Source organism: Eubacterium sp. SB2, from assembly GCF_001244405.1.
GTDB lineage: Bacteria > Bacillota > Clostridia > Lachnospirales > Lachnospiraceae > Faecalicatena > Faecalicatena contortus_B.
This window is the reverse complement of the sequence record NZ_LN865148.1, coordinates 233162-258219: the sequence shown is the minus strand read 5'-3', so window position 1 is coordinate 258219 and position 25058 is coordinate 233162. Positions and strand designations below refer to the sequence as shown.

Sequence of the window (25058 nt, the reverse complement as noted above, 5' to 3'; positions counted from 1 at the left end):
TTTAACATTTAGTGAATAACAGAAAGGAGCCGTTCCCCGGCCGGGAGAGTGTACACGGAACCTTTTTAAAAATGGCAAAAACAAACATAATTGTACCGGAAGGGGTACAGACGGATTATACAAGTGTGATCGTAAGCTACAGCAATGGAATAGACAGTACAGGGGCACTGTACTGGGCCTTACAGGAATTTCCAAAAGAGAAGATATTTCTCCTGTATTGCGATACTGGATTTGAGTATCCAGAAAATATCAAAATGTTTTATCGGACAGCTGCATTTATCGGAGTTAAGCCGGTATTACTACAGCACCAAAAGGGGTTTTTGAATCTTCTGTTGGAGGAACGGCTAAAATGGCCCGACATGAAAAACCGCTGGTGCACGGCGTATCTAAAAACAGGTGTAACCGACCATTGGATACGGACGCACAGGGATATGTTGGGCACCAAGTGTCTGTTTATCAGCGGAGAACGCCGGGACGAGAGCAGGGGCCGGGCGAAGCTGCCAGAAATAGAATATCATAGTACAACTCTCAAAACAAAAAGGGTTGCAGATTTTACCTGTCACTGGTACCGACCTTGCCTCGATTTCGAGAAAGGTAAAATGTTTGAGCAGGGAAAAGAATTAGGGCTGGAACCGCATTTTTGTTATGAATATCTGGGGCGCTGTAGTTGTATGGCTTGCATGTTCATGAATGACCAGCATGCCATTGAGAATATGAAACGGTATCCAGACCAGATAAGGCCATTCATACAGGCGGAAATAAAGCTGGCGCACACATGGAAGAAGAACAGAGGGCTGGTTGAGCTATGGGAGCAGTGCCGGGATATAGACGATGTAGAAGAAAGCTAAACTGGCATTTAGTGAAAGAAGGTGAAGGCATGGCATATGTAAGATGTGGAAATCATGATTGCGAATATCACAATAAAAGAATGGGGTGCGCTCTAAAGCGCGTTGGAATATCGAGTCACAACAAGGGAGAAAACCCCGGAGGAGAAGAGGGAGCTACACTGGAAAATCCAACATATTGTGTATCATATAAACAGATATCATCCGGCTGCAGGCCGGGGAAAGAAGGAGATTATGGCAAACTGTAATAATTGCGTAAAACAGGATGATTGTTGCAGCGCAAGAAAGATGAGCGGGTATTGTGGAGGATATAGTCCGGCAATGGTGACAAATAGAGAATATTTTTTCGGAGATAAAATGATAGCAGACACGGTGATGTTGCTTACATACGACAATCATCCAAGACAAGAGTGTAGAGATTTTAAACAAAAGCTGAGAAGAATGAGACCGGATGAACTAAGAAAATGGTTAGAAGAGCCAAAGGATCGGCAGTTCAATTGGTAAACTAAACCCAAATTTAATGAAGGAGAACAGTTATGACAACAAATGAGATAATTATGATAGTAATATGCACGATATGGTTACTGCTTATCCTTGCAGATACGATATTGAATATAATTGTAAGACGCGCGTATAACGAATATGTTCAGATCATAAGCGAGCAGAACGAAATATTCAAGCAATTGCTATTCGGGAAAAAAGATAATTGAAACCGGAAGTAGGGAGCCGGTGGATTAAAAATGGGTGAGTGAGTTTTTTTTATAGATAACTAAATAAAAAACAAGCAGTAGACTGTCCGGCCAGACGTTGATCTACTGCTCACTTACCTGAGGACAGTATACCATGATAGTCCTTGGGATTCAAGAGGAGGATTATTATGAGTACACAAATGATAAAATCACAGATGCGCGACGCGATATTAGTTACAATGGCACAGTATTTGGACAAGGCAGTGCTTCAGATCCTGAGTAATGCAATCGAGGAGCAGCTTGTAAGAGTTAATGTTGAGGAGATTACGACCCTGCCGGCCGAGGTAAGCAGGAGTGTAGATGAGCAGAACAAGTACATAATTGAGTTGTTCCTGATAAAGAAAGAGTCTTTGAAAAATGACACTAAGTACAACTATTTGAATGCCATTAAGAAGCTGCTGACTCAAGTAGACAAGCCATTAACAGAAATGACGGATATAGATATCTCTTTCTATCTCCGGTGGTACGAAAAGCGTAATCTGAATGAAGACGGATCGATTAAGATTAATAAGCCCAGCACTGTAAATAATGAGCGCCGATATTTATCAGCCTTCTTCAGCTGGATGCGCGAACAAAAATTGATTTTTGATAATCCAGTAGAATCGGTCTGCAAGAAAAAAGAAGAGAAGCAGCCGATAGATTATTTTGAGCCAAAAGACATTGAGGTGCTAAGAGAGGGCTGCATAACAAAGCGGGATAGAGCGATTGTAGAAGTGTTGCGCAGCACAGGATTAAGAGTGGGAGAAGTTGCTAATATAAACATCACGGATGTAGATTTTAGGAATGGAGATGTTTATGTGCGGCGGGAAAAGGATGGGCTTGATACGCCAGCGTTTTTGGATGATGTGGCGATGTATCATTTACAAGCATATTTGAATGAGCGTGACGATGATTGTCCGGCGCTTATAGCAACTGTTCGTGCACCATATACCAGGCTAACAAAGTGTGGCATTAGGGCCGCGCTGAAGGCTATTGCAAAAAGGCAGGGTATGACGGTCCGCGTGTATCCTCATAAAATGCGCAAGACTCTGGGTATGACCATGAAAAACAAGGGATATGACATCGGGGTTATACAGGAGGTTCTTGGGCATAAGAGCCCAAAGACAACCAGTCAGTATTATGCTACATCGACTAAAGAGACGCTGAGAAATATCAGACGTCAGGCGGCGTAAGGAGGGATAGATTGAAAAAGAGAAAAAGAAAAAACCGAAAAGAAATAGCACAAAGTTTCCAGGGGCATTATGGGGTAATGGCCCGAAAGGAGTCGTCACGCATGGCGCGGTGGTGGTTCAGGCGGCCTGCGTATCAGGTTAACGGGTTATCTGATAAGGCGCGCTGTCTGATCAGAGCGCAGGGATCCCAGATAGGGAGGAGTGGGCCGGATGACCTACAAGGAGCTGACTGATTATATATTCAGCCGGATGCAGCATGGCGATCACAAAATGTCTGAGCAAGTGCCGGCTGATGTGGCTGATATGATTAAGGGCGGGCCGGGGCATATAGATCCCGCACGGTACGTAGCCAGCAAGTGTGACATCAAGAGAGGAGTTGACGCGGTTGGACAAAAAAATACTTGAGGACTATATAGATGCCTGCGCGATTCTGGAACAGACAGAGGCAGAAATCAAAAGATTAAAACGCAAACAAAAGGCTGTCGTTAAAACAAACGTGGAGGGCAGTAATCCAGAATGGCCTTACGAAAAGAAGCATTTTACTATACAGGGTACTACATTGACATATAGAGATGACGGGCAGCTTAGAATTGAGGAACAAATAAAAGAGAGGCAGAAGAAAGATGCCGAGGAACTAAAGCTGATGGTCGAGGAGTGGATGCTTACCATCCCATTCCGGATGCGACGGATTATTGAATATAAATTCTTCCATGAACTGACATGGGAAGAAGTGGCTAAACTGATGGGGCGGAAGTGTACAGGAGATAGCGTTAGAATGGAGTTTAACAATTTCATGAAAAAGTAATTTCGCTTTTTTCGGACTTTTCGTTTTTGAAGTGCTATAGTGTAAAGTGAAATTGGTGGGTAATTACATGATGAACCTCCTTCATCGTTTTGAACAACGTCCTGCGCATTAGCGCGGGGCGTTTTTGTGTGGAGTATATCATCAATGGCAGATGTGCAGGGTAGCGCCCTGTGTCTCGGTTCGATTCCGGGTACTCCGCTTACCGGTGTTTTTGTTGCGGTTGTTCACCGGGCAACTAAAAAACAATAATTTCAACAAAGTCATTGTTCAACTTAGTATACATTGGGCATCAATGTGTCGTACAAGAACCGCAACAGTGGGCGGCGGCCACTACCCGGCTGCCGCTTATCTCAGAAAGGAGCGAATAATGAAAGTAAATATACTTGGTACTGATTATAAAATAAAAAAGTGTAAAATTTCGGAAGATAAACATATGAAAAAAATGAATCTTTCTGGGTATTGCGCTGAAATGGGAAAATACATAGTTATTGCTGATATGACGGATCCTGAGTATTTTCCAAATATGGATATATCGGAGCAGGAAAGATACAGGAAGGAAGTATTGAGGCATGAGATAATTCACGCATTTCTTAATGAGTCCGGGTTATCTAATTGCTCAAGTACCCCGGAAGGGCCGTGGGCTAAACACGAAGAAATGATAGACTGGATTGCGATCCAATCACCGAAACTCTTTAAAGCATTCAAAGAAGCGGGAGCATTATAACTAACTGAAAAGAAGGAGAGGTGAGCCGTTATGGCATTAACAGAAAAACAAAAAATATTTGCGGATGAATACTTGATTGATCTGAATGCTACAAGGGCTTACCGAGTAGCATATCCAGCTGTAAAGAATGATGATACAGCTGCCGCAGCAGGATCAAGATTGTTAAAGAATGTTAAGGTTGCGGTATATATTGATCAAGAGCTTGAAAATCTCCGGTCTGAGCGTGTTGCAGATGCGCAGGAGGTTATGGAACATTTGACAGCCGTTATGCGCGGAGAGGTAAAAGAGGAAGTCGTAGTGGTCGAGGGAGCAGGAGAGGGATACAGCGAAGCAAAAATAATTGAAAAGCAAATTGCGGAGCGTGACAGGATCAAGGCCGCTGAGCTGCTTGGCAAAAGATATTCCATGTTTACGGACAAAGTTGACGTAAACGGCGTGGAAGGCGTGGTGATTGTGGATGACATCCCAAAGCCAGACAACACAAGTTAGACTCACAGATTTAATTGCCCCGTCATTCTACAGTCTTCACCGGGATATCGCGGAGCATAATCACACGCATTATAAGCTATCCGGTGGGCGCGGATCCACAAAGTCATCTTTCATCAGCATCGAGATTATCTTTGGCATGATGCAGGATCCGGCGGCGAATGCTATTGCTATGCGGCGCGTGGGACGCTTTCTGGAAGAATCTGTATTTGAGCAGCTACGATGGGCAATAGACGCCCTGGGCGTAGCAGACAAATGGAAAGTAAGGCTTTCTCCTCTGGGTCTGACATATATACCCTATGGAAATAAAATCATATTCCGGGGTGCGGACGATCCTCAGAAGATCAAATCTGTAAAACTCAAAAACGGCTATTTCAAATACATATGGTTCGAAGAACGGTCAGAATTTGAAGGGCCGGAAGAAGAACGTACAATACTCCAATCACTCATGAGAGGCGGTTCGGATTATTTTGTTTTCTACAGCTGGAACCCGCCAAAGAGCATGAACAGCTGGGTGAACCAGGATGTGTTGGAAGAACGGCCTGACACTGCAGTCAGCCACACGGATTACAGGACAGTGCCCAGGGAGTGGCTTGGGGAACAGTTCTTCATAGAGGCAGAACACCTGCGAGAAACTAAGCCAAAAGCCTATGAGCATGAATACCTTGGAATCGCCACCGGGACTGGAGGGGCCGTATTTGAAAATGTTACCGTCCGGGCAATTACGGATGATGAGATCGCGGTATTTGATCGGATTAGGCAGGGGCTTGACTTTGGTTATGGTGCCGATCCGCTTGCATACATCAAGATGCATTACAACAGCAAGCAGAAGCGCCTCTTTTTGTTTGGTGAGATATATGCCGTTAAACTGGGCAACACCAAGGCCGCGCGGGAGATACGTAAATTCAATCCGCTGAACAAAATTATTACTGCTGATTCTGAGGAACCGCGTGCTATAGCTGCGTTAAATGAGCTGGGGTTACGAGTTATTGGAGCAAAGAAAGGCCCCGGATCTGTGGATTATGGCATGGAATTTCTGTCCGATGAATTGGAAGAGATAATAATTGACCCGAAGCGCTGCCCGAATGCAGCGAGAGAGTTTACAAGCTATGAACTGGAAATGGATAAGGACGGTAACTTTAAAGGCAGCTATCCGGACAAGAATAATCATACGATCGATGCTGTCCGTTATGGCATGGAAGACAGCATGATCAGAAGGAAGGCAAAAATTAAGAACAAGGCGAAAGCCGGATTCCACTAAGGAGGATAATATGTTTTTTAAAAAGAAAAAGGAAATTGAAAAGTTAAAACGTGAAATAGATAGTCTTACAACTGCCAACACCGCATTAACTAGATCAAATAAGGAATTGGAAGAAGAATTAAGGGGCGACTATGTTGACTCGGGTTTTTGTGCTGCATGTGAAAATGGAATTCCATTAAAAAATGATTGGGGGGACTTGTACGGTGTTAAATGTGCTCTTAAGTGTGAATGCGAAAATTTCGAGAGAAAACCACAGTGAGGTGATATGAGATGCGTGTGTTTACGATGCCCGCTCCTGAGTGGGACGAGAATAACATAGATAAGCAGGCAGTCAGGCACCTGATCCTGAAACACAGGGCATGTGTAAAAGACTTAGCACAGCTCAAAGCCTATTACAAAGGCAAGCACAAGATATTGTCTGACGAGGGCCGGGAGAATAAGCTGGTGTGCAATCACGCCAAAGACATAGCAGACACAGCTACGTCCTATTTTATAGGCAATCCTGTGAGCTATAAAAGCGATGCTGATATCAGGCCCCTGACGGATGCCCTGGAGCTGGCAGGAGCGGATGAAGCTGACGGGGATAACGGGCTGGATCTGAGTATCTATGGACGGGCTTACGAGTATATTTATACCAAGCAGGACGGCACCGATTTAATCATAAAGAATCTCCCACCGGAAAATACATTTGTTGTTTATGATGACAGCATAGAACAGAATGAGCTCTTTGCTGTCTATTATTATGCTCAAGTGGATTCGAGAGACGAGAATAAAACAGTCTATGTGGCTACCATCTTGACTCAGAATTATAAGTACATGGCGGTTATCGAAGACCTGGAAGGGCCCCAGGGATTCTTGGATGGGCCAGAACCGCACTTTAAGGGCGAGGTGCCTGTCATTGAATATCTGAACAATAAGCTGGCTATTGGGGATTATGAGCTGCAGATCCCGCTGATCGATGCGTACAACGCGCTGATGAGTGACCGGATCACGGATAAGGAGCAGTTTATAGACTCTATCCTTGCCCTGTACGGAGCGCTGCTATCTGACGAAGATGAAGAATATGAAGAAGATGGAAGCGGCAGCCAGACCGCAATGGAGCATCTTAAGGAAGAGAAATTGCTGGAACTTCCGACAGATGCAAAAGCAGAATACCTAACCCGGACATTTGATGAAGCGGGCGTAGAAATTTTGAAAAAAGCCATCGAGCAGGATATTCATAAGTTTTCCCACATCCCCTGCCTGACAGATGAGAGCTTCGGTGGCAACGTCTCCGGCGTTGCAATGGAATTTAAGCTGCTGGGCATGGAAAATATTACAAAGATCAAGACCAGGTATTACAAAAAGGGGTTACGTAAGAGGCTGCGGATCTTTACCAACTATTTGAATACGCGGTCGGGAGTCCGTGTTGACATCTCCGGGATCGCCCCAACGTTTACCCGCGCCATGCCTAAAAACCTATTGGAGATCAGCCAGTATGTGGCCAACCTCTGGGGGAAAGTAAGCCGGAAGACCTTATTATCGCAGATCCCCTTCGTGGAAGATCCAGAAGAGGAGCTGAAAGCTGTAGAAAAAGAGGAAGAGGATAATCTGAAAAAGCAGAAGGAACTTTTCGGGAATCAGCCGAATGAACCTCCGGAAGGCGGAGAAATAGACGATGAAGAGTAATACTTATTGGGAGCGGCGACAGGTTCAAGATGCCTTTAATTATTTTCAAAAGGCGGAGGACACAGCTGATCAAATCGCGAAAGTATACCAGAAAGCATCCCGGCACTTATCGCTGGAAGCTGACGAGATTTTCGAACGATATCAGGCAAAGTATGGACTGTCAGAGGCAGAAGCCAGGCGGCTTATTAATACTCTGCAGGATAAGACATCCCTGGATGAACTGCTGCAGAAACTCCGTAATGGTGACAAGGATCAATCAAAAAAGGATCTGCTTTCGCAGCTGGAGGCTCCTGCGTATCAAGCACGATTGGAGCGGCTGCGGCAGATGCAGAATCAGCTTGATTTGATCATGAGGAATGTGTACCAACAGGAAAAGAACTTTAGCACCAGTTTCTATACCGACCTCGCGAATGAGTCCTATTACCGCAATATATTCAATATTCAGCAGCGCGCAGATGCTGCTTTCTCATTTGGCCACGTCTCAGCTAAAATGATTGATCGTGTGATCAACAGCAGATGGTCCGGAGAGAATTACTCGGACAGGATCTGGAAAAACACTCAGGCGCTGGCACAAAATCTGAAAGAAGAGCTACTTATCAACCTGATTACCGGCCGGACGAACCGTGATGCAGCCAATATCATAGCCAATAAATTCGGGCAGGGAGTCAGCAACGCCCGCCGATTGGTAAGGACTGAAAGCAACTATGTCTCAACAGAAATGAATTTTAAGGCTTATGAAGAATGCGAAGTCGAAGAATATCAATATCTAGCTACACTGGATCTGAAGACATCTCTCGTATGCCGGAATCTGGACGGAAAGATATTTCCTGTAAAAGAAAAGCAGATAGGTCTTAATTGCCCGCCCATGCATCCATGGTGCAGATCCACAACGATCTCGGTTATTGACAGGGCTCTCATTGATAAGATGCAGAGATCTGCGATTGATCCGGCCACCGGCAAGAGGATCAAGGTGCCTCGGTCGATGTCGTACTGGGATTGGTATGATAAATATGTCAGGGGCAAACCAGAGGTTGAGCTGGAAGAGAAGAAGATCAAGAACCGATCTTCCGATAGAGCACAGCATAAACGGTACCGTGATATTGTTGGCAAAGATACCCCTAAAACGCTGGATGATTTCCAAAATATGAAGTATAATGATACTGACAAATGGAATTCGCTGCATACAAAATACCTGGATGCAAAACTGAAAATGAAAATTCAGTCAGATGCTACCAATAAGTCAATTGATCCGGGCAAACAGGGGAAACATATCGTAGGGCATAATAATTATGTAAAAGGGCACAGTTATCTTAAAATTTCTTCCGAAGAAGCACAGCAGCTTGTGAATAAATATGCTGGCACGGGGGAATTAAAAAGAGACAGAGCCGGAAAATGGACCAACAAGGAATTTATATCAGCAGATAAGAAAATCGGTGTTGTCGTGGATCAACAGACCGGAAAAGAGTATCCAACCTCACGGTTTTCGATTCACTACGCCAAAAATGGCGTGCATATAGTTCCAAGGAAAGGAGAGTAAAATGTTAGAAGGAAAAGAACTGGAAATGTATCATGCAGAGAATAAAAATGTTAAAGTGACTCTAACCGATGGAGAAATCCTGGAGGGTTACTGCAGAGAGTTTTCGTGTGAGTACGACAACGATCCGGAAGAAGCGAGTATTACTCTTCAGGATCCGGTGCAGGCTAAGACAGGCAAAACATTATATCAATCAACTGAAATATTTGAGCATGAAATTGAAAAAATTGAATACAAGAATTAATACCACCCGTCTTTTCTGGCAGGTGGTATTTTTATGTAAAAAAGGAGGTGATCAAAATGAAAAAAGTAAAAGTAATCAAACGGTATAACGACGTGGTATTAAAAAAGATTCAGGAACCCGGTACGATTTTGGAAGTAGGCGACAAACGGGCGGATCATCTTGTACGTGAGGAAATGGCCGAATACGTCACGGAATCCGGAAAAAGAGAAGAGGGGAAGAAAGGGTAAGGTGATCCAATATCTCCCTTTGAGACGCGGGGTGAAGCGTCTTATTTTTGTGTCCGCAATGACATTAAACTAAAAAAATCAATTGCAATGGCCTGGGCGTAAGAATGGGCTGGGGCAGAAAGGATGATTAAAAATGAGGAATAAATATTTTAAACTTGCGTGCTGCAGGATACCTATGAACATTCAGTTTTTCGCGGAGCCAGGAAATGACGCTGGGGCCGAAGTCGGCAATGGCGGTGGATCCGGAGGCGAAGGGGGATCGGGTGGCACCGGTGGCGACGATTCCGGCGGTAACGGCGGGACAGAACCACCAACTTTTGACGAGCTGCTAAAAGGCGGCCACCAGGCAGAGTTTGACCGCAGGGTACAGAAAGCTATTGATACAGCACTTACAAACGCACAGCAGAAATGGAATGCTCTTACGGATGATAAGCTGTCTGAGGCCGAGAAACTGGCGAAGATGACCCAGGGAGAGCGCGACAAGTATAATCAGCAGAAAAAGGAGAAGGAATTAGCCGACAAAGAAGCCGCCATTACCAAGCGGGAACTGATGGCGGAGGCTAAGATCACGCTGGCAGAAAAGAAGCTCCCTGTAGGGCTTGCAGAGGTGCTGAATTACACAGATGCGGACTCCTGCAACAAATCTATCGACGCCGTTGAAAAAGCCTTCCAGGCGGCTGTAGAGGCGGCTGTACAGGATAGGTTAAAAGGCGGAACACCGCCAGGAAGAGCGCCTGAAGGTACAGTAACAAAAGAAGAGTACTCCAAAATGGGGTACGCAGAGAGGCTTAAATTAAAAACAGAAAATCCAGAGCTGTTTAAGCAGCTATCTGGAAAATAAGAGAGGAGAAATTAAGATATGCCAGGAACAATTTTTGGAATTCCGTTTGACGAGGAATTATTTTTACAGATGTGGAACGAGGCACCGGATCCGTATCTAACTGCAATGATCGATTCCGGAGCAGTGGTTGAGGACCCGACAATAGCAGGGATGATCCGGACAAGTGGAAATATTTACACGATCCCGTTTTACGATACTCTGGACGGAGAGGATCAGAACTATGACGGGCAGACAGATATCACAGTATCTGAGGTTGGAGGCGGCTTTCAGACCGGCGTTGTTTACGGCCGTGCGAAAGGCTTCTTCGCGAGAAATTTCACGGCAGAGCTTTCCGGCGCTGATCCGATGGGTCACATTGTATCGACTATCGCGAGATACTGGCAGAAACGCCGTCAGATGCGTCTGATCGGGATCACAAATGCAGTATTCAGCCTTACAGGGGCAAGCGGTAACGCAAAAACATGGGCTGATACCCATAGCTTAGACCTTGGTTCTGACACGGCCAGCGCGAGGGTGATTGCGGAGACAGACCTTAATGACCTTGCCACACTGGCGTGCGGGGATCATAAGGATCAGTTTGGGCTTGCGATTATGCATTCCAACGTTGCAAAGACGCTGGAAAACAAGCAGCTCCTGGAATACTGGAAATACACAGATTCCAATGGAATTCAGCGTCCAATGAATATTGCCAGTGTAAATGGGTACACAGCGCTCATCGACGATGGTGTGCCGTGTGAAACTGTCGGAGGAGAGGGAGCAAATAAGGATCTCAAAAAGTACACGACCTACCTGTTCGGCACCGGGGTTATCCGTACCGCAAAAGGCCGGGTTGATGTACCGGCTGAAATCAACCGGGATGCAAAGAAAAATGGTGGGCAGGATGAGCTTATTACAAGGATGAGAGAGACCCTCCATCCAAACGGATTTAGTTTCAAGGTACCTACTTCCGGATGGACACAGTCCCCAACGGATGCGCAGCTCTTTGCAAAAGCAAACTGGGACATTAAATTTAACCCGAAAGCAATCCCAATGGCGCGGTTAATTACAAACGGTTAAGGATGTGGTCTGATTGAGGGATATCGAAATTCTGGAGTTAATGACAGGTGAGACTAATTACGAGCTGCTCTCAGTACTGCTTGATGAAGCTACCGAGTATGTGCTGGCGTATACCAACCGCACCACTATGATCCCTGCGCTGAAAAAGACAGCCAGGGATCTGGCGGTGATCGCGCTGAACAGGATCGGCACCGAGGGTGAGTCTGGACGCAGCGAGGCCGGCGAAACATATAGTTTTGACAATGCCCCGAAACATATCTATGACATCCTAAATAGATACCGGCTTGTACGGATAGGGGGGAAGACACATGAGGCTAAAACGCAGCAGAGTTAGGACGTATTTCCACAAAACCAGGACTGTAAAAAAGGACAATGAAGGAAGCACGTATGAGGAGTACGGCAATGCCACGTCTTTTCAAGGAGAGGTGTGGCCTGCTTCCGGAAAGGTTCAGGCGGCGATGTATGGCGACAAACTGTCATATATCCGCAATATAAAAATTGCAGGAAAATATGAAATGGTTACCGATAGCAATGGCAAAGTACATTATGTGTACCCAGGCGGCCTGGACATAACCGAATCAGATGGGTTATGCCTGTATGTTGCCGAAAACAATGATCCTGATTATAAGATTATCTCTATTAAACCGTATCAACCATTAAGGCTGGAGGCAGAGCGATTATGATTCTAGGCAAAATGGGATTAGAAAATAAATTTAAAGATCTGTCAGATGTCAGTATGCGAAAAGGGGTAGGCAAAGGCATATCGTTGGTTCAGGAAGCCGCAAAAAGCAATTGCCCTTCTCATGATGGCGAACTACGCCAAAGCATATACAGCCATATAGAAGAAGATGAAAATGTTATAAGGGGGATATGCGGGCCTGCAGCGAAGCATGGGGTGTATGTCGAATTAGGAACCGGGCCAAAAGGCCAAGCAAAACATGCGGGGATATCGCCAGAGGTTACAGTGGCCTATACTCAGTCCCCATGGTGGATTCATGAAGGCCTCGGAGAAAACGAAATAGACCGGGCAACGGCTGAACATTATCATTTCTTTCACATCGACACTCCGCAGGGGCGATTTTATCAATGTTCTGGCCAAGCAGCACAGCCGTATCTTTATCCCGCTCTCAAGGATAATGAAGATGAAATTGTTCGGATTATTGCCAAGGAGGTAAAGAAACAATTATGAAAAACGTAAAAGACCAGGTGTACGAGGCGTTACGGAATGTATTTGAGTATGTGTCGGATCAGTATCCCAAAGAATGGGCGAACTTTCCGACGTTGCAATATACCGAGGAGGATAACCGGGTACACGAACATACAGAGAAAGAGGATAAGTCTTATGTACGGTATCGGGTTGATATCTGGCATAATCGATCTACATCGGATGCGGCGCTGGAAGTTGACAGGGCACTGTCAGCACTGGGGCTGGTAAGGACGCTGTGCCAGGACGCGCCGGACCCGTCAGGACTGAAGCATAAGGTAATGAGATATGAAGGAATTATTGACATGTATACGGACCTTGTATACTGGCCGAATTAGGAAGGAGAAAAAGAATGTTAGCAAATGGTGCAAAATTAGGATACAAAGCAACAAAAGAAGCAAGCACGTATACGGATCTGCCAGGACTTAAAGAAATCCCGGATATGGGTGTGGATCCTGAGAAGGTAGACGATACGTGTCTAACTGACAAAAATAAGATATATGAAAACGGAATCGGAGATTTGGGAGACATGATATACAAATTCCGATTTGACAATAAAAGCGCAAATTCTACATACCGTATTCTGCGGGGACTGCAGGACAGCGGGGAAACGTATAGTTTCCAGGAAACACTGCCTGATGGTACGATCACTACGTTTGACGCCCAGGTATCTGTAAAAAGGACAGGCGGCGGTGTAAATGGTGTAATTGACTGCGACGCTACAATGATGATACAGAGTGACCTTGTAGTAACAGACCCGGCATAATAGCTGGGTCAATTTATTTTAAGGAGGAATAGGTAATGCAGGGAATAGATGAAGAATTAAAGCAGGAACTGATAACAGATGCTGTTGACAACGAGGAAAAGGTTGTTGATTTTGGAGAGGAAAAGAAAAGAAGAAAGGCTTTTCACATTTGGACTGTCGGAGACAACGAATACAAATTGAAGTTGTCAACAAGCAATATCTGTATGCTGGAAGAGAAGTACAAAAGGAACTTACTCGACCTCGTGTCCATGGGGAGTATCCCTCCACTGAACATTATGCTGACGATCATCCAGGCGGCGATGCTGCCCTGGCACCATGGCATTAAATATAAGGCAGTACAGAATATCTACGAAAGATACGTAGAGGAGGGCGGCAGCCAGACAGATCTGGTGTCTAATGTATTAATGCCGACGTTGGCAGTCTCTGGTTTTTTTACGCCGGATCAGGCGGAGTCGATGGAGGAGAAACTGCAGGAAGAATCTCTGCTGTAAGGTCAGCTCTGTCGAAATACATATATGAGCTTTACCCGAATGCTTTAGACTGTGGTATCAAAATCGATGAGTTTTGGGATCTGTCAGTTCAGGAAATTGAGGATTATATTGAGAGCTATAACAGGAAAACGAAAAGGCGGGTAAGAGAGAGTGTGCTGTGGCAGCATGCTGTAGTTGATCTACTCGATGAGAGACTTATCGCAAGATTCTGTGAACAGAAAATACAGTTTACGAAACCATGGGATCGTTACCCAGAATTATTTGAAGAAGAAAGGCTTTTATACGAACAGCAGGAGCGGGCAGAAAAAGCCCTCAGTATGGGCGAATCAAGAAGAGCCTATGCCGCAGAATTCAATCGTAGGAGGAGGTGACGGAATGGATATAGAAAAACTTCGAGTTATTCTCGAAATGGAAAAGAAAAATTATTCCAAGGAACTTGAAAAAGCGCGAAAGGAAACCAAACAGGCCACCGACCAGATTGAAGCCGAAATAGAAAAAGTAAAGCAATCTACAGGCAAGATGGGGTATGGGCTTAATAAGTCTCAAGTCGAGATCCAATCAACAATGCAAAAAATGAGGGATGCTTTTTCGGCCCCTCTGCGGGCAATACAAGCACTGCGGGAAAAAATGGCGATGTCAAATCCTAATGTTGTTAAAACGGATGCCTATCAAAATATCGAGGAGGATGCGGCAAACGCAGCGGCGGATGTGGAGAGGTTACAGCGGGAAACAGAAGCCTTAAAAGCAAGTCTATCAACATTCAAACACTCTGAAAATTTTGAATGGTATTCTAAAGAAATCAAAAAAGCCGAATCCGATCTACGCGACTTGTCCCGGCTCCAGGAGTTGTTTCTGCAGGCAGGCGGGGAAACTGGAAGTAGGTATTATGCTGATCTTGAAAAAGATATAAAATCTCTGACAGAACGTATTCGGATATATAAATCAGAACGTGATGGGCTTGGCGAAAATGGATTTGAAAAGGATGCAAAGAGACTCCGATCACTTGAGACAGAGATTTCTAATGCGAAAAGAAAATTAAAGGAGTATAATGCCGAAAAAGCGAGAATGGAAACGGACGGAACTGCATATACGGCAAGGAGCGTTGCTACACCAGGAACGCGCAATGCTTCTGGGGTGGGCGGTAAGTTTAAGAAAGTTTTCTCTGGCTTAAAAAACGTCTTCTCTTCGATCACAACCGGAATAAAAAAGGCTTCGGGAGCATTTGGAGCTCTCATTAACCGTTTCCGAAACGGTATTCCCGTGCTGCATAGAACCCGGAAAGCGGCCGGGGGACTTGGCGAACAAATGAAGGGCCTGGGAGGAATGCTCAGAACGATCGGAATGACTGCAAGGTTCATGTTTGCCAGCTTTTTAATCATGGGGACAGTAAACGGAATAAAAGAAGGCATGCAGAACCTGGCACAATACAGCGACCGGGTAAATGCGAGCCTGTCTATGTTAATGTCAAGCCTGACACAGCTTAAAAACAGCCTTGCCACAGCTTTTGCACCTATTCTTGAGGTGGTGGCGCCGCTGCTTAATACGCTGATCCAGAAGGTTACACAGGCGGTATCTGCGATAGGCATGTTGTTCTCCTCGTTGACTGGAAAATCTTATTTTACCTCTGCGAAAAAGGTAAACCAAGATTATGCAGCAAGCCTAAACCAAAACGCAAACAGCGCGAATGAAGCCAATGAAGCCAATAAAGAACTGCAGAGGACATTGCTTGGTTTTGACCAGATAAACAAATTAGACGATGATACATACAGTGCACCAAGCGGGGGAACCCCGGATGTACTTGATCCTTCCGATATGTTTGAGGAAGTGCCTATTGGCAATAAGATCAAGGAATTTGCCGATAAACTGAAGGATGCCTGGCGGAATGCAGATTTTACGGAAATCGGCCAAATAGTAGCCGACAAACTAAACCATGCCCTGGAGAACATCCCATGGGGAAAGATTCGTGCCACGCTGAACAGGATCGCAAAGAGTATCGCGACTTTTCTGAACGGATTTCTCGAAAGAATGAATTGGAATCTTGTCGGGGATACAATTGCGCAGGGGATTAATACTGCTTTTGAATTTGTGAACACCTTCGTGAAAAATTTCCATTGGGATTCCCTGGGGAAAGCTATTGGGAAGCTGATAAATGGGGCGTGCAATGGGCTTAACTGGGATCTGATACACGGGACATTGAAAGGGATTGTCGAGGGCATAACCACATCAATTCGGAATATCCTGGACACAGCGGATCCTAAACTGGTCGGTAATACACTGGGAAATTATATACATTCCTTCATCCTGATCGGATACACTGCTGTAACCACATTCCCATGGGCAAAACTGGGGAAAACACTCGGTGAATGCATTAACGGCGCTATCGAGAAAATCGACCTGCCCATGCTTGGTACCACAATCGGCAAGCTGATAACCGGCATATTCTCTTTATTCCGGAAATTGGCTGGAACAATAGAATGGGACGAAGTAGGCAAGGAAATAGCGACAGGACTCAATAACATGTTTAAGGAGCTGGATCCGGACGAGATTGCAGAAGGAATTAACAATGTCGTTAACGGTCTATGCGAAATGCTGGGGACATTTTTAAAAGAGGTTGACTGGGGCGAATTATTTGGGAAAATAGTTGAGATCTGGAATAAGCTGGACTGGAAAGTGAAACTTGGAGTAACGGCCCTTGTTATAGGCAAGGCACTGTTTGGAGCCCTGGGCCTCGTGTTCAAGAGCCCGGCGTTATCCTCGGGGCTTGCAGAAGCATTTGGCGGGAGCATAGCAACCGCTCTGAAGGCTGTACCAATGGCCCTTGCCGGAGCAGCAGGCATTGGATTCATCGGGTTTAATATATTTGATGTATTTAAGGACATGCGGGAATCCATAAAGAATAAGGACATATTCGGGATTGTGGATTCCATTAAGGGCTTCTTTTCATTACCCGATATACCAAATTCCATGAATGCGGGCATTAAAAAAGCATTGGATGCAGTCGGATTTTATGATCCGATACGTGAGAAATTTGCGGACTGTAAGGAATGGTTAATTGATAAAGGGGTAGGTACCATTGAGGGGCTTATAAACGGAATTGAAAATAAGTATCCTGATGTACAGGCATTTTTTAAACAATTGCCCGGTGACATTAAAGCAAAAGCCGGAAACGCAGGATCCTGGCTCTTGGAAAAGGGCCGGTCAGCCATTGACGGCTTGAAAAGCGGTTATGAATCTAAAATCGGTACATTTTTCTCAAAGGTGCAGCGTCTTAAGGATGAAACATTCTCTGCTATAGGCGACTTACTGGGAAAAGTAAGGCCGAAAGGCGGGGATATTGCATCTGGCCTTACAGGCGGGTTCAATGACAATAAAAAGACCCTGCTATCAACAATATCCAATATTCCTGATCTGATCAAGAGCGGCCTGGGGGATTTAGGGACCATAGGGCGGAATGCAATTCAATCATTCGCAAATGGTTTTTCGTCTGTTCACATTCCAATGCCGCATATAGGTATGGATTGGAGTAAGATTACCCTGGGAAAGACAAGTTTTAGCATCCCTAATTTCCGGTTAAGCTGGTATGCAGCCGGAGGATTCCCGGATGCGGGAGAAATGTTTGTTGCGCGCGAAAATGGCCCTGAAATGGTCGGGCGAATGGGAAACAGGAATGCTGTAGCAAATAACGGACAGATCGTTGAGGGTATTAAAAAGGGTGTATATGACGCCGTTGTATCTGCCTTTTCGCAGTTTAAAGCAGGGGATGGGCAGGAGGTAAATATAAATGTGTACCTCGGAACTAAACAAGTAACAGATGTATTCATCGAAGATATTAACAATAGGACAATATCTACAGGCGTATGCCCGATTAGGTTATAGGGGGTGACAGTGTGGACAACTTGGTTATTGGCGGTGTTACAATGCCAATCCTAAAAAAAGACGGTCTTGAAATCAAAAAAGAGAAGATATGGTCGAAGAACACGGGGAGGTCGTCTTCGGGTGACATGATAGGCGACATCGTCAAGATAAAATACACCCTACATTGCGAATGGCCCCCATTAAATAAAGGAGATGCAGCCAAAATAGACGTGGCTGTGTCTCCTTCTTTCTTTAATGTGACCTTTACTGATATTGGAGGGGCGCGAGTAACGAAAGTGTTCTACGCTGGATCACCTGTATACCCGGTATACAGTTACTTTTCCGGCGTAAAAACATATCATGGGGTCACAGTCGACCTGATAGAAAAATAGGAGGAGTAAGATGTTAAAAACAACAAAAAGCATTTCCCTGACGGGAAACAGCATGATTAACGACAAGCCAGTGGTCTATATGCAGGCAAGTATCTCTACCGGCGGAGGGACAACCAGCCATTCAAGCAGCATCCAGGACAAGGCATTATATGAGTCAAACAAAACTGAGTGCCGGCAGGATATGGCTGCATTTGACGCTATGGTATATGAGATCGAGGATACAATGCAGACGGAGGTATCGCAGTAATGAAAATCAAAAACAGCCAGGTAGTGGCTTTTTTGAACGGGGTTGCAGATATCCAATCAAAAATGCTGCCTACTAAAGTCGGATATGCAATTGCAAGGAATATAGCACTGTTAGAATCCGTTGCAAAAGCGTACGAAGAGGAGCGCACAAAAATTATTGATAAGTATGCTAAAAAAGGCGAGAATGGAAGATATATCGTCGTGGGAAATACTTATGATATCCAGGATATGGCAGGTTTTGGGGCTGATATGGATGAGCTGCTGGGAATTGAAAACGAGGTTGCAATTCACACCGTTTCGCTATCGGAACTGGAGAAGTGCGACTTAGAACAGTTCGATGCACTTACAGTAAAAGACCTTAAACTGCTGGATTTCATGACAGTAGATTAGGCCAGGAGGTGGGAGAATGTATCAACCATCTGCGGCGTTTGCGGAATTGATACAGAAAGATTCCCGGACGTTTAAGGCAAAACTAATTATTGGCCAGAATGAAATCGAGACAGACATTAAAAGTATTGTTCTAAGAGGAGGATCCAATAGTGGATCCTCTTTTATTATTGGAAGTTGTATCAGCCAGTATATCGAAGTGGAAATGGCGAAACAGACGATCCTCATTGAAAATGAAGAACTTGAATGGCGTATAGGAGCAAATATCTCAGATACGGTAGAAGAATACATTCCAATGGGTTTTTTTACGGCAAATAAACCAGAAGCCGATGAGGATATGGTAAAGTTCACGGCGTTTGACCGCATGATAAGAACAGAAAGGGCGTATTTTTCTTCCCTGCCTGTATCTACAACAACTGTAGCCGTACTAAAAGAAATGTCTACGTTTCTTAGCACTCCTATAGTAACTACAGGACTGTCAGCAATAACGATTAAGAGGCCCGATGGTTACACCTGCAGAGAAGTCCTATCTTACATATCGCAGATGTATGCAGGGTTTGCTATATGTAACCGCCAAGGACAAATTGAAATAAAGAAATATGCAGTATCCAACATAAGTATCGCTCCCACAAGATACTGGGACACTTTTAAACATAACGATTTTCCATATACGTTTCAGCGGATCGTTTGCTATACAGGCAAGGATGAAAACGGAGAAAGCATCTCTATAACCGCTGGCAGTGGAAACCGAGAACTTACAATATCCAACCCGTTAATGACCCAGAGCATCTTAAACAATGTGGCGGCGACCCTAAAAGGGTTCAGCTACATGCCTGGTAGCCTTCGGTTTCTGGGGGATCCTCGGGTAGATCCGTGGGACATCATCAAGGTGTCAGATCGGGATGGCCATGTCTATTCTGTTCCAGTCATGAGCATGACGCAAGATTTTGATGGCGGGCTGACCACCAGTGCGGATGCCCCCGGGGAATCCGAAACAGAAGAGCAACAGGGATTTCAGGGGCCGGTAACGCAGGCAATAGAGCGTTATGCCGTGCAGCTTGCCCTGGTAGATCATGCAATCGTTAATAAGTTGGACGTCAATACGGCCAACATAACCTATGCAAAGATAACGGACTTGGAAGCTACCAATGCGATTATTACAAGGATTGAAACAGAAGACCTGACCGCAATAAACGCAAAAATAAATACTGCCAATATCAATCTTGGAAATATCGAAAATCTGCTGTCTGGCAACGCGGGGGTTGGTGACCTGACCAATATACACTTGACTTCCCAGAATGCGGTGATCGAAAGTGCGCTGATAAAAAGCGCGGTGATGCAGTCGGTGACCGTGAATGACCTTCTGGCGGGTACGATCTACACAAACAAATTCCAAATATGGTCTGACACTGCAGGTGGGATGAAGATATTCGGGGCCACTCAGCAGTGGATGGATAAAGATGGAAGGATAAGGATGCAGGCCGGTCTTGATTCCAACGGTGCATTTAATTACTATATCATGGATGCCGCAGGGAATACGATGTTTGATGCCCTTAACGGGGTGTCTGCTGCAGGCATTAAGGCCCCCATCATTAAAGACTCGATGGTGGCAGATGATGCCAGCATAAGCGGGTATAAAGTCAATGTCCAGACGTTGGTACAAAATATCAATGGCAGCAATGTGCAGATACAGGGCAGCAAAGTCATTGTCGATGGGACGGGCCAGACTGTGTCCGCAAAGTTTGATGTTATGCAAGAGGAGATCGATGGCGTGGCATCCTCTTCCGGGGGATATACGCTGCAGACTTATGTAGAGGGCGGGCATACCGGAGACGGGGAGACAGCAACGATCCACGCCAGGCTATATGCGAGCAATAAAGAGGTAACAGAGACTTTCGGCCCGGAACACTTTGTCTGGAGCAGGTTATCAGAGGATGACTCTGGGGACGATGCCTGGAATGGGCAAAGAATTACTGGGTATTCCATACAGCTTTCAGGTGCGGACGTGACTATGCTGGCAAGTTTTGAGTGCAAGTTTTTAATCTGGGATGAGTTTGAAATCATTACCAAGGACGGGGCCAGCCTGCAGACGAAGGCCGGAGAGCAATTAATCGCAAAATGTATTTAAAAGGAGAATGAAATATGAGTGTAAAAGCAGTACAGGCCACAATAAATGGCCAAAGTTACAATCTAACATTAAACAGCAGCACTGGTAAATGGGAGGCCACTGTTACAGCCCCTTCGACATCATCGTACAAACAGTCGGGGCATTACTATGGCGTATCCTTAAGGGCAACTGATAATGCTGGCAATGCAGTGACCAAGGATGCCTCAGACGCTACGCTGGGTAGCAGTTTAAGGCTTGTGGTCAAAGAGAAAGTTGCGCCGGTGATCACGATCACAGCACCTTCTGCAAATGCATTGATTATAAATAATAAGCCGGCAATTAGCTGGACTGTAACCGACAATGATTCAGGAGTCAATCCAGACACAATAAAACTCACAATAGATTCTGGGACTGCAATCACCGGAAGCAGCATCACCAAAGAGGCCATTACCAATGGTTACAGATGTACATATACGCCTACAACCGCACTTTCTGACGGTTCGCACACCGTCAAAGTGGATGCTACCGATTATGACGGAAATGCAGCGACTCAAAAGAGCAGCACATTTAAGATTGATACGGTACCACCGGTATTATCTGTCACATCTCCGGCTAATGGTCTGGAAACGAATCAGGCAAAGGTAACTGTGGAAGGAACAACCAATGATGTAACGAGTAGCCCAGTTACCCTTACTATCAAACTTAATTCCGGAACCGCAGAAGCTGTTACAGTTGCATCTGATGGTAAATTCAGCAAGGAACTGACTCTTACGGCTGGAACCAATACCATTACAATCGTAGCCACGGACGGGGCCGGAAAGAGCACTACTGTTACAAGGACAGTGATTCTGGATACGGCAGCTCCTGTGATTAGTGCTGTGACAATGGTCCCGAATCCAGTGGATGCTGGAAAGACATTTGTGATTACTGTAACTGTAACTGACTAAGGCGGTGTGCCATGGTCAAAAAAGTTATAGGGAAAGCCAATGATTTCGAACTGATATTTGAACTTAAGGAGGGGGACTGCTGGGAGGCGGTTACCCCTCCAAACATTTATGGAGAGTATCCGGTAGAGCTGTGGGCATACGATACGGCCGGCAATGTCTCATATATGGCCACCATGCTGTATATCGTGAGTGATCATACTCTGCAGGCCTATCTGATACCAATTGAGTATGCCGGGATATTAGACAGCCAGGAGCTGATTGCCTTGCTTGATCGGTATGGATTGGAAACAGCGTTGGCAGAGTTGAAAATTTTAGGAGGAGGTGTAGATCAATGGAAAAGATCAGCTTTGATTTTGGAGAAAAAAGACACATACGAATGACAGTGAAAATTACATCCGGTGAAGAACTTCCATTTTTGATCCGCACCGCAAAGTGGGAACTGATCGATAAGTCGGGCGTTATCGAGGATTCCGGAGATTGCATGATTGAGGATCATGAGCTTGATGCGTACATTAATCCTTTAAAGAGTGAATCCTACACTCTCAGATATATCTATGAGGTGGCAGACGAAATATGGGTTGATAAATTAAGGGTGGTGGTTTCCTGATGGCGGTACCAAATATTGTAATAAGCGCGGTTAAGATTACCCCGCAGACTGTTACCGTAGGGGAGAAAATCGTAATCAGCGTAACCATAGTACCGGAACAGTTTAGGATAGCCACAAAGGCGGGAGAAAATCTTCTGGACAAATCCGGAAATGAATTGATATGCAAGGAGGAATAATATGGCAACAAAAAAACTGCAGGATTTAACTGCATCAACAAGCCCAGGCGATGCAGATATACTTTTAATTGAGGATACGGCTGCAACGAAGAAAATAACATTTCTAAATCTATTCAATCGGATCAAAACGAAATTAAGCCTGGCCACTGTTGCCACAAGTGGCAAATTAGCAGACACTGTTAAAGACGCAAATAACCGTACAATTACGGACGCTGAACGGACAAAATGGAACGGGTACGGTACTTCTATTGATTCACTAAATAGCAATTGGGAAAAATTAGGTGGCTTAAGATTTGACCATCAATTCATCGCTTCAGTTACAGCAGAATACTCTGCTGATAATGTACTGTCGTTTGCCGGATCCCAGTTGTATCCAGGGAATTTTACCAACTGTGCATTCTTGGCTGTGCTTAATTCCACAGCTTCCACCGGGAAGCAGAGTGTATACCTGATAATAATGGGCGCCGCCGATGCCGCACCGGTACTTATTAAGATAGACGGCGGATCAGAAGCGTTATACCCTAAACTCGCAAAGACATCCAGCAACAGAGTATATGCTGTCTGGAGTACGGCTGCAACTGCCGGCATACATACCAGCCTCTTTAAGCTGTATTAGATATCGGATTATAATCATTTCATAATGTAGCATTCGGAGACGTTGACTCCGGTCGTAGTAGATAGGTCTGCCCCAAATGGTGTAATAGTTATCTCTGCATTTTCCGCTGACATCTGGAAGACAAAACCCGCTGTCGAAGATATGTTGACCCTTCGATAAAGACCGTATCGGGGCGTTTCAGAAGATGGCTGAAAGAGCTTATATTCCTGACCTTGCTTCATAGCGACTTTAGGGTAACCGGATATTCTTACCCATGCAATCTCCCCATACGATGTAACCTGCATGTTTAAGTACGCTCCCTCAATCGTCCGAGTTTTTACAGTCAAATTGCTATTTAGTTGATTTATATGTAAACGCAAATAAGGCTCCAAATAAAAAAAGAAAGAAGGTGATATGATGTCCTTAATTTTGGCATCCCGCGCAACAGTCTATGACAGATACGCTATATCCCGAAAGTTCACGGCCCAGGAGACCGCTATTAATATGGTCCAGGGAAATATTGCTCTGCTTGTATCCGCCTCAGAAATAGAAGAACTTAAGAACGGCGATAAGACAATGTATAGTAAGCTGTCGACAGTTGAAATGGATCTAAATTCTATCACCATGACAGTATCATCTTCGGAGTATAAGGACATCAATGGTGTTTTGAGCGCCGTGTCGCAGGCGGGGGCAGCCATAGAACTTAATACCCAGGAGATAAAACTGAAGGTCAGCAAAGACAGCTTAATATCCACGATAAATCAGTCTGCAGAGGCGATTACTATTAATGCAAATAAAATTAATCTAAATGGCATTGTGACCGCAAACCAAAATTTCAAGATTCTTACAGATGGCAGCATGGTAGCTAAAAATGGTGTATTTGATGGAAAAATAACTACTGATTCGATCAACCTTAAAAATGGCAAATTAACAATTGATTCCGGAATACTTGAGATTTCGAATGAAGTGTATGATTTTGCATGTTTAAAAATTATTTCAGGAGGATCAATTCTGCAAGTGCATCCAGACGTAATAAGTGCTAAAAAAAGCTCGGATATCTCTATTACGCATTCTGTAAAAAGCGGGGTGGCGTCATACTGGAAAAATGGATCCAAATTGTGCTCTGTAAATTTATCCAGTACAGGGAGTACGTTCTTTTTGACAACGGGAGAAGGTACCGCAGTCACATTAGAAGCAAATGGTACATCTCGATTTAATAACATACATGTGGCAGGGAGCCTGATGGTTGCTGGCACAAAAAATAGAATTGTACAAACTAAGCAATACGGTATTATTACGCAATCCTCCTACGAGACAACAGAGCCCATGTTTGGAGATATGGGGCACGGAATCATAAATGATCTTGGAGAATGTATCATTTTTATAGATCCGAAATATGGAGAAACTGTCAGCATCGAATACGGATATTATGTCTTTATCACAAAATATGGGGACGGGGATGCATGGATCAGCAAGAAAGAGCTTTCCACATTTACAGTCTCCGGTACGCCGGGATTAGAATTTGACTGGGAGATAAAGGCACACCAAAAAGGGTATGAGCTTGATCGACTAAGATCTGTCGATTTGTAAAGGAGTAAAATTATGGAGATTAGGGCAAGACCAGAAGGTCTTATTTTTATGGGGTTAATCATGCCGGCAGAAAGCCGGGGAAA

At 44.8% G+C, this 25058-nt stretch carries 34 protein-coding genes; all 34 read left to right on the top strand.

Going from position 1 to position 25058, the window contains the following annotated elements:
* The first annotated feature begins 71 nt into the window (after positions 1 to 71).
* The gene (locus BN1938_RS01255) at positions 72 to 848 is read left to right on the top strand and encodes a phosphoadenosine phosphosulfate reductase domain-containing protein (protein ID WP_050638854.1); all 777 of its coding nucleotides are present in this window, start codon (positions 72 to 74) and stop codon (positions 846 to 848) included.
* Positions 806 to 1093, top strand: coding sequence for a DUF1540 domain-containing protein (locus BN1938_RS24135; protein WP_148487090.1), 288 nt, complete (start codon positions 806 to 808; stop codon positions 1091 to 1093). The genes BN1938_RS01255 and BN1938_RS24135 overlap by 43 nt, the downstream gene beginning before the upstream one ends.
* A complete protein-coding gene (locus BN1938_RS01245) occupies positions 1080 to 1349 on the top strand; it encodes a hypothetical protein (RefSeq protein ID WP_148487088.1) in 270 nt (89 codons plus the stop codon). Before BN1938_RS24135 ends, BN1938_RS01245 begins: the two co-directional genes overlap by 14 nt.
* 32 nt (positions 1350 to 1381) lie before the next feature.
* Complete coding sequence (locus BN1938_RS23250) at positions 1382 to 1555, top strand: hypothetical protein (RefSeq protein ID WP_156320691.1); 174 nt, start codon at positions 1382 to 1384, stop codon at positions 1553 to 1555.
* Between the two features lie 167 nt (positions 1556 to 1722).
* Positions 1723 to 2766 carry a tyrosine-type recombinase/integrase gene (locus tag BN1938_RS01240; protein WP_050638851.1) on the top strand — a complete coding sequence of 348 codons (1044 nt, stop codon included), beginning with the start codon at positions 1723 to 1725 and terminating at the stop codon, positions 2764 to 2766.
* A gap of 210 nt (positions 2767 to 2976) precedes the next feature.
* Complete coding sequence (locus BN1938_RS01230) at positions 2977 to 3171, top strand: hypothetical protein (RefSeq protein WP_050638849.1); 195 nt, start codon at positions 2977 to 2979, stop codon at positions 3169 to 3171.
* Positions 3152 to 3571, top strand: coding sequence for an RNA polymerase sigma factor sigma-70 region 4 domain-containing protein (locus tag BN1938_RS01225; protein ID WP_050638848.1), 420 nt, complete (start codon positions 3152 to 3154; stop codon positions 3569 to 3571). The genes BN1938_RS01230 and BN1938_RS01225 overlap by 20 nt, the downstream gene beginning before the upstream one ends.
* A gap of 367 nt (positions 3572 to 3938) precedes the next feature.
* Positions 3939 to 4295, top strand: a complete 357-nt coding sequence (locus BN1938_RS01220; RefSeq protein ID WP_050638847.1) for a hypothetical protein — start codon at positions 3939 to 3941, stop codon at positions 4293 to 4295.
* 30 nt (positions 4296 to 4325) lie between these two features.
* Positions 4326 to 4784, top strand: coding sequence for a terminase small subunit (locus BN1938_RS01215; protein ID WP_050638846.1), 459 nt, complete (start codon positions 4326 to 4328; stop codon positions 4782 to 4784).
* Positions 4753 to 6042, top strand: a complete 1290-nt coding sequence (locus tag BN1938_RS01210; RefSeq protein WP_050638845.1) for a PBSX family phage terminase large subunit — start codon at positions 4753 to 4755, stop codon at positions 6040 to 6042. Before BN1938_RS01215 ends, BN1938_RS01210 begins: the two co-directional genes overlap by 32 nt.
* A 10-nt stretch (positions 6043 to 6052) precedes the next feature.
* Positions 6053 to 6301, top strand: a complete 249-nt coding sequence (locus BN1938_RS01205) for a hypothetical protein (RefSeq protein WP_050638844.1) — start codon at positions 6053 to 6055, stop codon at positions 6299 to 6301.
* Positions 6302 to 6312: 11 nt separating this feature from the next.
* Positions 6313 to 7710: a phage portal protein gene (locus BN1938_RS01200; RefSeq protein WP_050638843.1), complete on the top strand. Its 1398-nt coding sequence runs from the start codon at positions 6313 to 6315 to the stop codon at positions 7708 to 7710.
* A complete protein-coding gene (locus BN1938_RS01195) occupies positions 7700 to 9247 on the top strand; it encodes a polymorphic toxin type 50 domain-containing protein (RefSeq protein WP_082202693.1) in 1548 nt (515 codons plus the stop codon). Before BN1938_RS01200 ends, BN1938_RS01195 begins: the two co-directional genes overlap by 11 nt.
* Position 9248: 1 nt before the next feature.
* The gene (locus tag BN1938_RS01190) at positions 9249 to 9488 is read left to right on the top strand and encodes a hypothetical protein (RefSeq protein ID WP_050638842.1); all 240 of its coding nucleotides are present in this window, start codon (positions 9249 to 9251) and stop codon (positions 9486 to 9488) included.
* A gap of 56 nt (positions 9489 to 9544) precedes the next feature.
* The gene (locus BN1938_RS23245; protein WP_156320690.1) at positions 9545 to 9715 is read left to right on the top strand and encodes a hypothetical protein; all 171 of its coding nucleotides are present in this window, start codon (positions 9545 to 9547) and stop codon (positions 9713 to 9715) included.
* 133 nt (positions 9716 to 9848) lie between these two features.
* Positions 9849 to 10556, top strand: coding sequence for a DUF4355 domain-containing protein (locus BN1938_RS01185; RefSeq protein ID WP_050638841.1), 708 nt, complete (start codon positions 9849 to 9851; stop codon positions 10554 to 10556).
* A gap of 18 nt (positions 10557 to 10574) precedes the next feature.
* Positions 10575 to 11612, top strand: a complete 1038-nt coding sequence (locus tag BN1938_RS01180) for a hypothetical protein (RefSeq protein WP_050638840.1) — start codon at positions 10575 to 10577, stop codon at positions 11610 to 11612.
* 13 nt (positions 11613 to 11625) lie between these two features.
* The gene (locus BN1938_RS01175) at positions 11626 to 11946 is read left to right on the top strand and encodes a phage head-tail connector protein (protein ID WP_050638839.1); all 321 of its coding nucleotides are present in this window, start codon (positions 11626 to 11628) and stop codon (positions 11944 to 11946) included.
* Positions 11921 to 12295 (top strand): hypothetical protein, encoded by a 375-nt coding sequence (locus BN1938_RS01170; protein WP_050638838.1) that lies wholly within the window; start codon positions 11921 to 11923, stop codon positions 12293 to 12295. Before BN1938_RS01175 ends, BN1938_RS01170 begins: the two co-directional genes overlap by 26 nt.
* The gene (locus BN1938_RS01165) at positions 12292 to 12801 is read left to right on the top strand and encodes an HK97-gp10 family putative phage morphogenesis protein (protein ID WP_050638837.1); all 510 of its coding nucleotides are present in this window, start codon (positions 12292 to 12294) and stop codon (positions 12799 to 12801) included. Before BN1938_RS01170 ends, BN1938_RS01165 begins: the two co-directional genes overlap by 4 nt.
* Entirely contained in the window at positions 12798 to 13154 is a 357-nt protein-coding gene (locus BN1938_RS01160; RefSeq protein ID WP_050638836.1) for a hypothetical protein, read from the top strand. Before BN1938_RS01165 ends, BN1938_RS01160 begins: the two co-directional genes overlap by 4 nt.
* A gap of 14 nt (positions 13155 to 13168) precedes the next feature.
* Positions 13169 to 13582, top strand: coding sequence for a phage tail tube protein (locus BN1938_RS01155; RefSeq protein ID WP_050638835.1), 414 nt, complete (start codon positions 13169 to 13171; stop codon positions 13580 to 13582).
* Positions 13583 to 13617: 35 nt separating this feature from the next.
* Positions 13618 to 14073 carry a DUF6096 family protein gene (locus tag BN1938_RS01150; RefSeq protein WP_050638834.1) on the top strand — a complete coding sequence of 152 codons (456 nt, stop codon included), beginning with the start codon at positions 13618 to 13620 and terminating at the stop codon, positions 14071 to 14073.
* A gap of 375 nt (positions 14074 to 14448) precedes the next feature.
* Positions 14449 to 17949 carry a coiled-coil domain-containing protein gene (locus BN1938_RS01140; RefSeq protein ID WP_050638832.1) on the top strand — a complete coding sequence of 1167 codons (3501 nt, stop codon included), beginning with the start codon at positions 14449 to 14451 and terminating at the stop codon, positions 17947 to 17949.
* Positions 17950 to 17960: 11 nt separating this feature from the next.
* A complete protein-coding gene (locus BN1938_RS01135; RefSeq protein ID WP_050638831.1) occupies positions 17961 to 18320 on the top strand; it encodes a hypothetical protein in 360 nt (119 codons plus the stop codon).
* A gap of 10 nt (positions 18321 to 18330) precedes the next feature.
* On the top strand, positions 18331 to 18567 hold the full coding sequence (locus tag BN1938_RS01130; protein WP_050638830.1) for a hypothetical protein: 237 nt from the start codon (positions 18331 to 18333) through the stop codon (positions 18565 to 18567).
* Complete coding sequence (locus tag BN1938_RS01125; RefSeq protein ID WP_050638829.1) at positions 18567 to 18956, top strand: hypothetical protein; 390 nt, start codon at positions 18567 to 18569, stop codon at positions 18954 to 18956. Before BN1938_RS01130 ends, BN1938_RS01125 begins: the two co-directional genes overlap by 1 nt.
* Before the next feature lie 16 nt (positions 18957 to 18972).
* Positions 18973 to 21081 carry a hypothetical protein gene (locus BN1938_RS01120; protein WP_050638828.1) on the top strand — a complete coding sequence of 703 codons (2109 nt, stop codon included), beginning with the start codon at positions 18973 to 18975 and terminating at the stop codon, positions 21079 to 21081.
* 14 nt (positions 21082 to 21095) lie between these two features.
* Positions 21096 to 22007, top strand: coding sequence for an Ig-like domain-containing protein (locus BN1938_RS01115; protein WP_050638827.1), 912 nt, complete (start codon positions 21096 to 21098; stop codon positions 22005 to 22007).
* An 11-nt stretch (positions 22008 to 22018) separates the two neighbouring features.
* Positions 22019 to 22387 carry a PF13754 domain-containing protein gene (locus tag BN1938_RS01110; RefSeq protein ID WP_050638826.1) on the top strand — a complete coding sequence of 123 codons (369 nt, stop codon included), beginning with the start codon at positions 22019 to 22021 and terminating at the stop codon, positions 22385 to 22387.
* Entirely contained in the window at positions 22339 to 22614 is a 276-nt protein-coding gene (locus BN1938_RS01105) for a hypothetical protein (RefSeq protein ID WP_050638825.1), read from the top strand. Before BN1938_RS01110 ends, BN1938_RS01105 begins: the two co-directional genes overlap by 49 nt.
* Positions 22614 to 22790, top strand: coding sequence for a hypothetical protein (locus BN1938_RS23240; protein WP_156320689.1), 177 nt, complete (start codon positions 22614 to 22616; stop codon positions 22788 to 22790). Before BN1938_RS01105 ends, BN1938_RS23240 begins: the two co-directional genes overlap by 1 nt.
* A 1-nt stretch (position 22791) precedes the next feature.
* Positions 22792 to 23406, top strand: coding sequence for a hypothetical protein (locus BN1938_RS01100; RefSeq protein WP_050638824.1), 615 nt, complete (start codon positions 22792 to 22794; stop codon positions 23404 to 23406).
* Between the two features lie 393 nt (positions 23407 to 23799).
* Entirely contained in the window at positions 23800 to 24975 is a 1176-nt protein-coding gene (locus BN1938_RS01090; protein WP_148487086.1) for a hypothetical protein, read from the top strand.
* Positions 24976 to 25058 lie beyond the last annotated feature (83 nt).